The following is a 12,389-nucleotide window of genomic DNA, read 5'->3' on the forward strand; positions in this document are numbered from 1 at the left end:
TTAAATAAATACTTTCGAAACGTATTGCTATACACTAATACGTTTCATTTTTTGATTGTATATACTATTTTAACATTTCTAATTGCATTCTATACTCAATACCATGAAACAGTTGATTCAACCAATTGGTATATTTTATTAAATTCTTTTCTGCAGTTTCAACATCTATGAATTGAAACTTCAACTTAGTACCAGGATGTTTTTGGCCTAACTTCGTTAAGTGATAACTGGCGATTGTCCCTATTTGCGGATAACTTCCTAATGTGTAATGATCATTTAACAATATAATAGGCGTACCATCCCTCTTAACTTGAATCGTTCCTATTTGTACAGATTGATGTGCAGGCATATCTTCATAAAATGCTTTGACAGGTTGACCTTCAACATACATGCCCACCCTATTCGCTTTACTTGTCACTTTATACTCCCCATAAGTAAAACGATTTAAAGCATCTTGATTAAAATCTTCTGTTCCTTTGTTTTTAATGACATGAAATACATCTGACATATAATTAAAAGAAAGTGCATAGCCATCTATACCCCAATCTGTTTGATGTGTATGTTCAAGATTCTCAAAAAGTTTATGGTGACGTTCTGTATAATCACGTTTCATATTGATTTCATCGCCTATTTCTAGTTTGCGACCATGAAAACCACCTAGTTTAGACATAAAATCAGTAGAAGTAGAACCCAGCCATTCGTCTAACTCGAACCCTCCACCAACAGCTAAGTAAACTCTTGAGGTCCGTGAAGTCTCTGTAAACTCAAGTACATCACCTTTTTCCATTAAATAAAGTTTATTAGGTAAGACTTTTAAATTAGAGGTTTTAGCTTTAAAACTGCCGCCACTTAATGCGATTAAAGTTGGTTCAGTAAAACGAATACTGGCCATTCTATTGGTCATTTCTAATGTTGCTTCATGTTTATCGTTGGCTACTAGCCGATTAGCAATTTCATGTGATAATGGATCTAAAGCACCACTTGGGATTACACCATTGTGTTCAAAACCGATACGACCAAAATCTTGAAAACTTGAGAACAATCCTTCATTTTCTATTATGATTGACATGGTTTAAATCCTCCTAAATCCAATGCTTCTGCTGTCATAGCTTGAAATTGCACATTATCACCTAATTTTAAAGTCGTAAAATCTGTTTGATGTGGATTAAATAATTCAACTGGCGTATAACCTATCACTAGCCAATCGCCATAAGTATCAATCGTAGTAATACCTGTTTTCTTACCTTCAATGATTACTGATCCCGCAGGAATAAATGCTTTTTTACCACCTGTGTGATTTACAAATAAACGCTTATCCATCCCTGTTAAATATGGAAATCCTGGAGAATAGCCCATCATTGATACGAAAAAGTTCGAATTTGTATGTAATTTTACAAATTTGTCGAAATCCATTTTATAATATTTTAGCAAAGACGTTAAATCTGGACCAAATTCACCACCATATACTACAGGTATTTGAATCGGTTCAGACGTCTCTTCTACATGTTTTATTTCTAATTGCACAGATTGCAACAATGCTTTCATATATAAAAATGGTGATTTTATGTTGTGATGTTTAATCATATCTCTAGCGTCATAACAAATCATCATATCTGACTCTGTTGGCACAATTTCTGTAATAAAAGGATAATTTTTGTTAACAAGATATGTTTTTAACGCGAGTAGATCGTCAGTTAAATCTTTGGAGACTTCTTTTTCTATAGAAACCACAATTGCTTGGTCACCTTGACTGTATATCTTCATAAATTCACCTCATCTATTGTGTCTATTTGTGACTATCGATAAAATACATTTAATATTTGTGTTAAGTAGCGTATTAATTCTTTAACTAAACCATAGATAAATATCAACTGAATAGCACATGAAATAGTGATGATTAACTTAGTAGCAGAATATTTATGTTGATTCATTAAATAGGTTACATACCATTTTGTAAGGCCGATTAGCGTAATAATTAATAAGATCCAAATCAATATCATTATTTTGCCTCGCTTGCTGACATTAGATTTTTTAAGACTCGTATAACTTTGTTTATCTTAATTCACCTCATACAGTTAAACCATATCTATGTGTGGCATATTTGATATTTCCAACTATTGATATCAAACACACTCGCAACAACGTTTTATCACAATTATTAGAATTAAAATTAATATTTTTCTTATACTTTCTATATTCTATAGATTTATTGCAACATCGGCAACCTCTCTCAAACTATTTATCAGAAAAACTTGAATTTGATTTTGCCTTAACTTGTGCTTAAAATCTGTCAAACTATAATCTTTTTCAATTAATTTACCTTCTTCTATTAACTCTTGTCTCTTACATCCTTTTAAAAAGTCTTCATTATATACTGGTGTATAATAATAGTTTCCTTCTTTGATCATAATATTTCCAATATCAAATTCTAATATTTTTCCTGATTTGTCATAGAGTAAGATGAGATCAGTTTCATGATTATGCGCTAAATGATCCCTATTTGTTGTTTTATTCGTAAGTACTCGTTTATCTTGAATTGTGGTTAATGGTACAATTTTTGCCGTAAAGCTATCTTTTTGAGGTAATTCAGCAACTTCATATTTAAAAACACCATTAGGATGTAATATAATTTTCACTCTATAAGTTCCTGTAAAATATAAGCCTTTAATTTCCGAAATCGTTTTGTTCCATTGCTCATCTTCGAAAGTCATTTGGAATTGATTTGCCGAATGTTTTATTCTGTCATAATGATATGTCAGCCTTGAAAAATTGCCAGAATCTAATCGTAATGTTTCAAATAACTGCATTATAATCTCTCCAATATTTTTGTCTTATCTATAAATTCTTGCACTTCAGATTCTGGATTAGAATCAATGGTAATACCTGCTCCAACGCCGTAAACAGCTTTCCCATTAATATATTGAATTGTTCGAATAGGTACATTGAAAATAGATTTCCCATCAGGTAGCAATAAGCCTATAGTTCCACAATAACCATTTCTTGGTGTTTGCTCTAATTGTTTAATATATTTCATTGTATTCAGTTTCGGTGCACCGGTAATTGAACCACAGGGGAAAATGGCTTCTAGAACACGCAATAAACGCATATGATTTGGTAATTGTCCAGTTACCATGGATGTCATTTGATAAACTGTTTGATATCTTTCAATATGAAACGGTTTATATACTTTAACTGTTCCAGTATTGGCTACTCTACTTATATCATTACGCAACAAATCAACAATCATTACATTTTCCGCTCTATCCTTGGTAGAGTTTCTTAATTTTTCAAAATGTTCCTTATCTTCTAATTCTGTTTCTCCCCTAGCTATTGTCCCTTTCATGGGTTTGCTTAATACAATATTTGATTGATTTTTAAAGGGCCCATATTGAAAAAATAACTCTGGTGATAATGATGCAATTTGAACTTCTTCTGTATCAATCAGTGCTGAATAATGGCCATGATTCCCACCCTGTAGTACATGGTAAAGTTCAGAAATCGGACCTTGTATATCATCACTCAATCTCGTTGTATAATTAACTTGATATGTATTGCCTTCAACAATCGCTTTTTGTACTTGTTTTATATGTTCAATCATTTGCGCATGTTCATATTGAAATTCAAAGTTATATTTACGTTGATATGTAACATTTTGTTCATTTATGCCATCGTGTACTGCTTCAAATACATATGCAGCAGCATAAACGAATACCCCATCGGGAGTTACTGTTGCTAACTGATCGTTAAAAAAACTTGCCGCTTCATATGGTAAATATAAAGCTACATACTCCCCTTTGCCTTGATGTAATTCAGCAAATTGAATGACTGCTCCAATGTCCTGCTTTTGATATGCTATTTTTTTACATATACATTGTTTAAATAGGTATTGATAAGTTTCGGTTTGTGTTTCATTTATGTAATATTGATAATTAAATTTTACTTGCATGATGTGCCTCCACACTTTCAATAAATAATTTAATTTGGTCGATACCGTATTCACTCAAAAATGATTCGGGATGGTATTGGACACCATAAACAGCAAATGCTCGATGTTCACAAGCCATAATAATCCCTTTATCATTGGTTGCTGTCACGGTTAGCTCTCCAGGAAATGTATGTATATCAGCCATTAATGAATGATAACGCATTACATTAAATGATTTTGGTAAATTTTTAAAAATACCTTTGCCTGTATGCGTAATTAAAGTTGTATGGCCATGGACAGGCTTATAGTTCTTTACGATGTGCCCACCAAAATAAGTAATAATTTGTTGAAATCCTAAACATACACCCAAAATCGGTACATGGTTCATAAATTGTGTTATGACTTCATTTAAAATCGGATAATCTGACGGCGTTCCCGGTCCTGGCGATATTACAATTGCTGACGGTTTCATATTGATCAGCTTTTCTATATTAATTTCGTCCACATCAATCACTATGATTGCCTCTGAATAACATTGTTTGAGATAGTCCACGATATTATAGGTAAATGAGTCTTTATTATCGATTACAAGTAGCATTGAATCACCTCAATTATAATTATATATTGTTCTAATATAGTCATTATCCCAAATCTCAACTTGATTTTACAGCTTAAATGTATTATTCTAGTCACGGTATAAATATAACAGAGGTTTCTAGCTGACACCCTCTATAAAAAACTAGACACTTGAACGACGTCTATCTTTTTATAGAGATAGGCGTTTTTTTATGGCGTCATAAGTTTTATATGGCAAAGCTAGCACGATATTTTAAGGAGTGTAAACTATAATGACACAACAGCCATTAAACAATAATAAAGCCATCGTCGTTTTTAGCGGGGGCCAAGACAGTACAACCTGTTTATTTTGGGCAAAAAAACATTTTGATGAAGTAGTCTTAGTAACTTTTGAATATGGACAAAGGCACGATACAGAAATTCAAGTTGCAAAACAAATCGCCAAGGAGCAAGCAGTCGAACACCATGTACTTGATATGTCACTATTATCTCAACTCACTCCTAATGCACTCACACAACATGACATCGATATAGATGAAGACGGCATGCCAAACACTTTTGTACCTGCACGTAACTTGTTGTTCTTATCATTTGCTGGCGCCCTAGCTTATCAAACAAATACAAAACATATTATCACAGGCGTATGTGAAACAGACTTTTCTGGTTACCCTGATTGTCGGGATAACTTTATAAAGTCAATGAACGTTACACTTTCGCTCTCTATGGATAAAGATTTCGTTATTCATACACCGTTAATGTGGCTTGATAAGAAACAAACATGGGCATTGAGTGATGAGCTCGGTGTATTAGACTATGTTAGAAATCGAACGTTAACTTGTTATAACGGTATTATTGGTGAAGGTTGCGGCGAATGCCCTGCCTGTAAATTACGCGCACGTAGTCTTAATGCTTATTTAAAAGAAAAAGGAGCGAATTAATATGTTCCAACAAAATTATCCGAGTGTGAACCACAATTACCAATTTGAACTTAATAAGGATTTTAATTTTTCAGCTGCGCATTATATCCCAAGTGAAGACGCTGGAAAATGCATGCGTACGCATGGACATACTTATTTTGTCAACTTAACAATCGGTGGAGATACCGTAGACCATAATGGATTTTTAGTGAATTTTAGTGAATTGAAGCAACTCGTTCACGGACAATTCGACCACCAATTATTGAATGAGTTACCTCAATTTGAAGGTAAAAGTCCATCGACTGAAATTGTTGCACAAACGATATATGAGATGGTCCAATCCTCATTAGATCAAAGACCAAACAAACCACAATGCTTACAAGTTTATGTTAGAGAAACGCCAACAAGTTATGTCATATATCGACCAAAGGAGCTAAATGATGAGTAAAATACCTGTGCTTGAAATTTTTGGTCCAACGATACAAGGTGAAGGCCGTGTAATCGGTCGTAAAACCATGTTTGTACGTACAGCCGGATGTGATTACCGTTGTAGTTGGTGTGACTCCAGTTTTACATGGGATGGCAGTGCTAAAGAAGAAATACGCATGATGGATGCAACAGAGATTTATGAGAAATTATATGACATTGCAGGTGAATCATTTAACCACGTAACAATTTCAGGAGGTAATCCAGCTTTAATAAAAGGTATTCAAGCCTTAGTCGATTTATTCGAAGAAAAAGGTATACAAAGCGCTTTAGAAACCCAAGGAAGCAAATTCCAGCCATGGATGACACAAATTGATGATTTAACAATTAGTCCAAAACCACCTAGTTCAATGATGAAACCAAATTTACCTATTTTAGATGATGTCATTGCTAAATGTAAGCCAGAAACACTCAATCTCAAAGTAGTTATTTTTGATGACGATGACTTTGAATTCGCAAAAATGATTCATCATAGATATCCTAATGTGCCATTTTATTTACAAGTTGGGAATCCATATCTAGATGGAGAATATGTCGAATCTCATACAGAAAAGTTACTTTCACTATATGAAGCCCTTGTTAATCGTGTTATGGATAGTAGTGACATGAATAATGTATATGTATTACCTCAATTACACACTTTACTTTGGAGTAATAAAAAAGGTGTTTAAATTGAGTAAATCAACCGGTTCGTTGTATAATGCTCTTTGTCTATACAATAAACCGGTTTTTCTTTTGTACATTAAATATAGCAATGATTGTCACTGTAAATATAATTATTAAAAATAATAACATTTTTACAATATGTCGGATAATGACTTATAATTTTTTAAAACATCAACTGTTATTAAATGATTAAATCTAACTTAATTGATATAATGTTGCAGTGAAGTATCTAGGTTAGGAGAGCAACATGCTAATAAATATAATCATAAATATAGCTACGGTAGTAATCATACTCGGTATTGATTTATATCGTCAGAATTTCAAACAACTTAAGTTTAGCTCTATACTTTTATCAATAACTATTAACAGTATCATCAATTTAGTCTTTGTTGGTAAATACGATTACATAACATTCTACACTTGCACCCAATTGATTATTTGGACATTATTGCAATTGTATCTCAATAAAAAAACAAAAACATATGTGATAACTGATCAAAAATTTATTGGTTTTATTTTAACGATTATCATGAGTACGTCTTTAATCCTTTCATTCGATACAAGTAAAGATTCTTACTATATGTCCATTCCGTATTTAGCTCCAGCTATTTTTCTCATAGGTGCAACTTTATTGTTCTATAGTACATTCCAAACACATGAAAAAGAACAAATTAAAATCTTGAATCGTATTCGAAAACCAGTAGTAATTGGGCAAATTATTATTGTATTATCTTTTACAATCATGCCTTTATTAACACCTTATTGGTATGCCTTTATTATTGTACATTTATTATTCTTACTTTTTTTATTATGGCAGAATATATTTTTTTCAAAAAAATGATTAGCAAATTATATTTTGTGGTATGTAGTAATTGATGATGATATTTAAAAAGGAGGTATACTTATGTTTGGATTTATTATTATGTTAATTGTCGGCGGTTTGATTGGCTGGATTGCTGGTGGTATCGTCGGTAAAGATATCCCAGGAGGTATTTTAGGTAATATTATTGCTGGTATCGTAGGTTCTGCACTAGGTTCATGGATATTAGGTGATTGGGGTTGGCACTTAGGCGGTATCGCTATCTTCCCTGCACTACTTGGAACAATTATTCTTGTTGCCCTTTTATCATTTATTTTGGGTAAATTACGTAAAAAATAATTGGTTTGTTAAATTTTTAGTTTTAAAAGAAATTCCTGAAACTTAATGTCATAGTTTCTATATCGACAGAAGATGACTATATAGTGAAAGCACTCAGGAATACTAAAATCTAAAACAAAAATAAGCGTCAATTTCTATTAACATACTATAGAAATTGGCGTTTTTTGTTTTTTAAAGTGTTATTATCTTGAGGGTTTATAATCTATCTTTTATCTTTCGTAAAATGTCATTCGTATAACCTTTAGTTGTTATTTTAACTTTGTGTGTACGGGCTCAACAATAACCTAAAATCTAAAACAACCTTTATAAAACTAAACATTACTTCTGTATCAAAATTTCTTTGACTATAACATTTTTATTTTTGCTTTTAAGAGTATTTAACTAATTTGGTTCTTATACAATTTTGTAATGTGCTAATGCTTGAGATTGATATGCGTGAAAGACTACAGCCTCAAATCATATCTCCAAGCATGTAAGGTCAAAATCGTGATAATCATTCTGTTTATACACAAAGCCCTCAACCTACGCTTTTAGCATAGACTGAGAGCTAGAATTACCTGTGTTTAACGAGCGTCTTATTTTTTTCAGTTTCCACCTTATGTGACGGTACATAAAAATGCTCTTCTCTATTTATTCTGTTTTCATTATTTTCTTCTGTTTCTTCTGGATATTCAGACATTTCTATTTCAGAGCCCAGTCCTGTTGTTTTGTGTATTGGTTTCAAATTAGATACTTGAACAATATATTTTGGGCGCTGTTTTACTTCATAATATATCCTACCGATATATTCGCCTACAATACCTATTGAAATAAGTTGGATACCTCCAAGTAATAAAATAGCTGCAATTGTTGAAAAGTACCCTGGTGTTTTCACACCATTAATCATAATATTACCAAAACTAAATACAATATAAAGTAGACTCACAAAAAATACGATAAGTCCTAAATAAATCATAGCCCGTAACGGCTTATTATTAAATGAAATCAAGCCATCTATTCCATAGTTTAATAATTTACCAAATGACCATTTAGATGTACCTTCTTCTCTTTCAACGTTTTCATAAGTGAAAACCTTAGTATTATAACCTATCCATTCATACAATCCTTTTGAAAAACGATTATATTCATTTAACGATGTTAGTGAGTGTAGTGCGCGTTGACTAAGCAACCTAAAATCTCCAACGCCATCTTCTAATTTAATATCCTCAACAAAGTGATTAATCATTTTATAATAACATTTAGTTAAAAATTTTCTCGAACGTTTTTCACCTGTTCTATCACGTTTTGCGACGACTTGATCATAGCCATCCAAATAACTATCAATCATCTGTGGTATAAGCTCTGGCGGGTGCTGTAAATCAGCATCAATCATCACAACAGCATCACATTCCAAACTGTGTTGGAAACCGGCTATCATCGCTGATTCTTTACCGAAATTCCTACTGAACGAAATATATTTCACATGTTCATCATGAGCTGCCATTTCTTGAATATAATTAATCGTTTTATCATGGCTACCATCATCTACAAATAGTAAATCATAGTTATAGTGACGGTTAAGACTATCTTTTTCTAGTATTTCAGTTAACCTATGGTATGTTTTTAATATTACTTCACCTTCGTTATAACATGGCACTATAACTCTTATCTGCATAATAAACACCTTCATTTCAATTACTTCAATTTCACTTTACCAATATTTACAGTTATTTCGCCATTCTTTTCATTTAGATTTACATAATTTTTATATTTCCTTAATATTTAATTATAAAACTTACACGCTTTTAAAAAAATTGCTAAAACAGAGAACATCAATGATTTGTATAATAAAGAAAATCTAAAATACAATTTTCAAATTTTTCTAATAAAACAGATTATATATATACATAAATATTGCTCTATATCTTTTTTGTAAAAAGTTGTAACTTTGTCCATCTAGTTTATCAACTATTTGTCAGAAATGGAAACAAAACCTAATATTAGTAAAATTAAAAAAATAAGATAGAGAATTAAGTGTCATTAAAACGATTCTCTATCTTACACGATATAAAATAATCGGCTTACAACCTTTTAGGAATATGTTACAGAAAATAGACCATTGATTATAATTGCCACTTATTAATTTTGTAATTATTATTCAGCAACACATGCTGATAAAACGATTTAAACTTGCTACTTTAAATAAATTATTTCAAATCACCTATACGCACTTGATCAGGATCTTTACCTTGACGTGCATCTCGATTTAGATTATCGATTTCAGCAATGTCTGTTAATTCTAAATTAAAATCAAAAATTTCATAATTTTCTTTAATACGTTTTGGCGTTTTAGATTTAGGTATAATCAAACGGTTATGTGCTAAATGCCAACGCAACACGATTTGCGCAGGTGTTTTACTATAACGTTCAGCAATATCAACAATGATAGGATGTTCAAGTAAACCTTGGTTTCGCATGAGCGGCATCCAAGCTGTCACGGCGATATCATGCTTATCACAAAAATCTTGTAATTCATGCTGATTGAAATAAGGATGTACCTCCACCTGATTTACTGCAGGCGTAATTTCTGTCTCAGCCATCAATTTTTCTAAATGATGTTGCTTAAAGTTACATACACCAATTGCGCGTATTCGACCTTCTTTGTATAATTTTTCCATCGCTCTATATGTTTCAATAAAAAGTCCATCTTCTTCACATGGCCAATGTATTAAAAATAAATCTAAATAATCAGTGCCTAAATTCTCTATAGATTTTGTGAAAAATTCAATTGTTTTATTATATCCTTGATAATCATTCCATATCTTTGAAGTAATAAACAATTCAGAACGAGGTACATCGGATTTTTTCAAAGCGTTGCCTAATGCAATTTCATTTTTATAAAAGTAAGCTGTATCAAAAGCACGGTAACCGATATCTAAAGCGCTAGATATCGCTTTTTCCATTTCCTCATCAGTGATTTTGTAAACACCCAAACCGATTTTCGGCATAGGATAACCATTATTTAAATAATATGTATCTTCTATCATAAATTTATCCTCCTCTTTATTAGTATAAATATATATTTTCATCCTTTAAATAAAAAAACCCTATTCACATAATTTGCTATTAAGATGATTATAAAAAAACTGGGACATTGATTGATGTCCCAGTTTTTGCAATACTTACTCATTTTTATAATACAAGTTGTATGCGTATGGTGCAAAATATATGTTGATATTTTGCTAGCAAATGATAATTGCTATGTTAAAAACTCAAACATCACTGAATTATCATCATTCGCAGCTTAATTATCACTATTTTCTTCGTCTTCATCTTCTTCTCGAGTTGGACGTGTTTCATGATATTCAAACTCTAAGATAACATTGATAATTTGATGATTATCCACTTCCGATATTACCCAACGATCATATTGTGTATCTACATAATCATTTGGTTGTAAGTTGGTATTATGTGCTTGTAACCAACCACCAATTGTATCTATATCTTCAGAATCCTCAAATTCAATACCAAATTGATCGTTTAGATCATCTAATAACACTCTACCGTTAATTTGGTATTTATTATCACTTAGTCTGAGAACATCATTGACTTCATCATCGTCAAACTCATCACGAATTTCACCGACAATTTCTTCTAATATATCTTCCATGGTTAAAATACCTGCAGTACCACCATATTCATCAATAATTAAACTAATGTGAACATGTTCGCGCTGCATTCTGATAAGCGCATCACTGATTCTAGTAGTTTCGGAAATCATTGGCAAATCGTGGATATAGTTACTTGCTTTCATCGGTTTACCAGAAGCATACTCTGTTAAAAATTCTTTTACGTTAATAAACCCTTTTACATGGTCTTTATCGCCATCTTCTGTAATTGGATAACGCGTGAATTGATGTTCTTTAATTGTTTCTAATAATTCATCTACATTAAATGGCTCATTTAGTGTAACCATTTGTGTACGCGGTACCATGATATCCTTAGCATGTCTTTCATCAAAAGAAAAGATATTTTGCATATATGCTAATTCTGTTTGATTGATTTCTCCGCCATTATAACTATTATTTATTATAATTTTTATTTCTTCTTCTGACATAGCATCATTATTTGCATCAGGATCCACACCAAACATACGAATAATCATTCTTGCTGAACCATTCATTAACCAAATTAATGGCTTCATTATAAATCCGAAATAATATAGCGGTCTAGCATAAAATAGTGCCAATTTTTCGGTATATTGGATAGCAAGCGTTTTCGGTGCTAATTCACCCAAGACAACATGCAAATATGTCACAATGATAAACGCTACTATAAATGAAAAAGTTGTCGTTAGTGCTTCAGGTAAATGGATTAATTCAAATAATGGGTGTAGCAACTTGTTAAATGTTGGTTCACCTAACCAACCTAATCCTAAAGATGTCACGGTAATACCCAATTGACATGCTGATAAGTAATAGTCTAAGTTTTTAATCATCTTTTTAACAACACGTGCACTACCGTTGCCTTCTGTTGCAAGTTGTTCAATCCTAGTAGTACGCACTTTAACTAATGCGAATTCTGATCCTACGAAGACTGTAGTTAATGCTATTAAAAAAAAGAATATTACTAAATTTATTATGGTCACTGTTTCCAATTAGTTCCCTATTTCTAGGGATTC

14 protein-coding genes are annotated in these 12,389 nt (G+C 31.8%); 5 read left to right on the forward strand and 9 right to left on the reverse strand.

The features are described from left to right. Nucleotides 1-64 precede the first annotated feature (64 nt). From KA926_RS02110 to KA926_RS02135, 6 genes are all read right to left on the reverse strand, one after another. Nucleotides 65-1,069 carry a 5-oxoprolinase subunit C family protein gene (locus tag KA926_RS02110; protein ID WP_107384448.1) on the reverse strand — a complete coding sequence of 335 codons (1,005 nt, stop codon included), beginning with the start codon at nucleotides 1,067-1,069 and terminating at the stop codon, nucleotides 65-67. Beyond that, a complete protein-coding gene (locus tag KA926_RS02115; protein ID WP_107504980.1) occupies nucleotides 1,057-1,764 on the reverse strand; it encodes a 5-oxoprolinase subunit B family protein in 708 nt (235 codons plus the stop codon). The genes KA926_RS02110 and KA926_RS02115 overlap by 13 nt, the downstream gene beginning before the upstream one ends. 32 nt (nucleotides 1,765-1,796) lie before the next feature. Next, a complete protein-coding gene (locus tag KA926_RS02120) occupies nucleotides 1,797-2,000 on the reverse strand; it encodes a hypothetical protein (protein WP_213014055.1) in 204 nt (67 codons plus the stop codon). 198 nt (nucleotides 2,001-2,198) lie between these two features. Next, on the reverse strand, nucleotides 2,199-2,807 hold the full coding sequence (locus tag KA926_RS02125) for an aminotransferase class IV (protein ID WP_183077179.1): 609 nt from the start codon (nucleotides 2,805-2,807) through the stop codon (nucleotides 2,199-2,201). Beyond that, nucleotides 2,807-3,946 carry a chorismate-binding protein gene (locus tag KA926_RS02130; RefSeq protein WP_192959374.1) on the reverse strand — a complete coding sequence of 380 codons (1,140 nt, stop codon included), beginning with the start codon at nucleotides 3,944-3,946 and terminating at the stop codon, nucleotides 2,807-2,809. The genes KA926_RS02125 and KA926_RS02130 overlap by 1 nt, the downstream gene beginning before the upstream one ends. Continuing rightward, a complete protein-coding gene (locus KA926_RS02135; protein ID WP_192959373.1) occupies nucleotides 3,930-4,523 on the reverse strand; it encodes an anthranilate synthase component II in 594 nt (197 codons plus the stop codon). The genes KA926_RS02130 and KA926_RS02135 overlap by 17 nt, the downstream gene beginning before the upstream one ends. Nucleotides 4,524-4,773: 250 nt before the next feature. Here KA926_RS02135 and queC point away from each other — a divergent pair, with 250 nt between their 5' ends. The 5 genes from queC to KA926_RS02160 all read left to right on the forward strand — a co-directional run bounded on the left by queC (nucleotide 4,774) and on the right by KA926_RS02160 (nucleotide 7,729). Then, entirely contained in the window at nucleotides 4,774-5,439 is a 666-nt protein-coding gene (gene queC / locus KA926_RS02140; RefSeq protein WP_192959372.1) for a 7-cyano-7-deazaguanine synthase QueC, read from the forward strand. 1 nt (nucleotide 5,440) lies between these two features. Beyond that, the gene (gene queD / locus KA926_RS02145; protein WP_107384455.1) at nucleotides 5,441-5,866 is read left to right on the forward strand and encodes a 6-carboxytetrahydropterin synthase QueD; all 426 of its coding nucleotides are present in this window, start codon (nucleotides 5,441-5,443) and stop codon (nucleotides 5,864-5,866) included. Next, a complete protein-coding gene (queE, locus tag KA926_RS02150; RefSeq protein WP_107386256.1) occupies nucleotides 5,859-6,575 on the forward strand; it encodes a 7-carboxy-7-deazaguanine synthase QueE in 717 nt (238 codons plus the stop codon). The genes queD and queE overlap by 8 nt, the downstream gene beginning before the upstream one ends. 242 nt (nucleotides 6,576-6,817) lie before the next feature. After that, the gene (locus KA926_RS02155; protein WP_107384457.1) at nucleotides 6,818-7,411 is read left to right on the forward strand and encodes a hypothetical protein; all 594 of its coding nucleotides are present in this window, start codon (nucleotides 6,818-6,820) and stop codon (nucleotides 7,409-7,411) included. 63 nt (nucleotides 7,412-7,474) lie between these two features. Then, the gene (locus KA926_RS02160) at nucleotides 7,475-7,729 is read left to right on the forward strand and encodes a GlsB/YeaQ/YmgE family stress response membrane protein (RefSeq protein ID WP_107384458.1); all 255 of its coding nucleotides are present in this window, start codon (nucleotides 7,475-7,477) and stop codon (nucleotides 7,727-7,729) included. Between the two features lie 553 nt (nucleotides 7,730-8,282). Here the strand turns inward: KA926_RS02160 and KA926_RS02165 are convergent. The 3 genes from KA926_RS02165 to KA926_RS02175 all read right to left on the reverse strand — a co-directional run bounded on the left by KA926_RS02165 (nucleotide 8,283) and on the right by KA926_RS02175 (nucleotide 12,365). Beyond that, nucleotides 8,283-9,383 carry a glycosyltransferase family 2 protein gene (locus KA926_RS02165; RefSeq protein ID WP_192959371.1) on the reverse strand — a complete coding sequence of 367 codons (1,101 nt, stop codon included), beginning with the start codon at nucleotides 9,381-9,383 and terminating at the stop codon, nucleotides 8,283-8,285. Nucleotides 9,384-9,915: 532 nt separating this feature from the next. After that, complete coding sequence (locus KA926_RS02170) at nucleotides 9,916-10,755, reverse strand: aldo/keto reductase (RefSeq protein WP_107505433.1); 840 nt, start codon at nucleotides 10,753-10,755, stop codon at nucleotides 9,916-9,918. Nucleotides 10,756-11,012: 257 nt separating this feature from the next. Next, nucleotides 11,013-12,365 carry a hemolysin family protein gene (locus tag KA926_RS02175; RefSeq protein WP_119517609.1) on the reverse strand — a complete coding sequence of 451 codons (1,353 nt, stop codon included), beginning with the start codon at nucleotides 12,363-12,365 and terminating at the stop codon, nucleotides 11,013-11,015. Between the last annotated feature and the right edge of the window lie 24 nt (nucleotides 12,366-12,389).

This window comes from Staphylococcus sp. GDY8P94P (assembly GCF_017892255.1).
GTDB lineage: Bacteria > Bacillota > Bacilli > Staphylococcales > Staphylococcaceae > Staphylococcus > Staphylococcus cohnii.

Coding starts and splice junctions, on each gene's coding strand:
- KA926_RS02110 (WP_107384448.1), bottom strand. CDS start 1,069: ATGTCAATCATAATAGAAAATGAAGGATTGTTCTCAAGTTTTCAAGAT.
- KA926_RS02115 (WP_107504980.1), bottom strand. CDS start 1,764: ATGAAGATATACAGTCAAGGTGACCAAGCAATTGTGGTTTCTATAGAA.
- KA926_RS02120 (WP_213014055.1), bottom strand. CDS start 2,000: ATGATATTGATTTGGATCTTATTAATTATTACGCTAATCGGCCTTACA.
- KA926_RS02125 (WP_183077179.1), bottom strand. CDS start 2,807: ATGCAGTTATTTGAAACATTACGATTAGATTCTGGCAATTTTTCAAGG.
- KA926_RS02130 (WP_192959374.1), bottom strand. CDS start 3,946: ATGCAAGTAAAATTTAATTATCAATATTACATAAATGAAACACAAACC.
- KA926_RS02135 (WP_192959373.1), bottom strand. CDS start 4,523: ATGCTACTTGTAATCGATAATAAAGACTCATTTACCTATAATATCGTG.
- queC (WP_192959372.1), top strand. CDS start 4,774: ATGACACAACAGCCATTAAACAATAATAAAGCCATCGTCGTTTTTAGC.
- queD (WP_107384455.1), top strand. CDS start 5,441: ATGTTCCAACAAAATTATCCGAGTGTGAACCACAATTACCAATTTGAA.
- queE (WP_107386256.1), top strand. CDS start 5,859: ATGAGTAAAATACCTGTGCTTGAAATTTTTGGTCCAACGATACAAGGT.
- KA926_RS02155 (WP_107384457.1), top strand. CDS start 6,818: ATGCTAATAAATATAATCATAAATATAGCTACGGTAGTAATCATACTC.
- KA926_RS02160 (WP_107384458.1), top strand. CDS start 7,475: ATGTTTGGATTTATTATTATGTTAATTGTCGGCGGTTTGATTGGCTGG.
- KA926_RS02165 (WP_192959371.1), bottom strand. CDS start 9,383: ATGCAGATAAGAGTTATAGTGCCATGTTATAACGAAGGTGAAGTAATA.
- KA926_RS02170 (WP_107505433.1), bottom strand. CDS start 10,755: ATGATAGAAGATACATATTATTTAAATAATGGTTATCCTATGCCGAAA.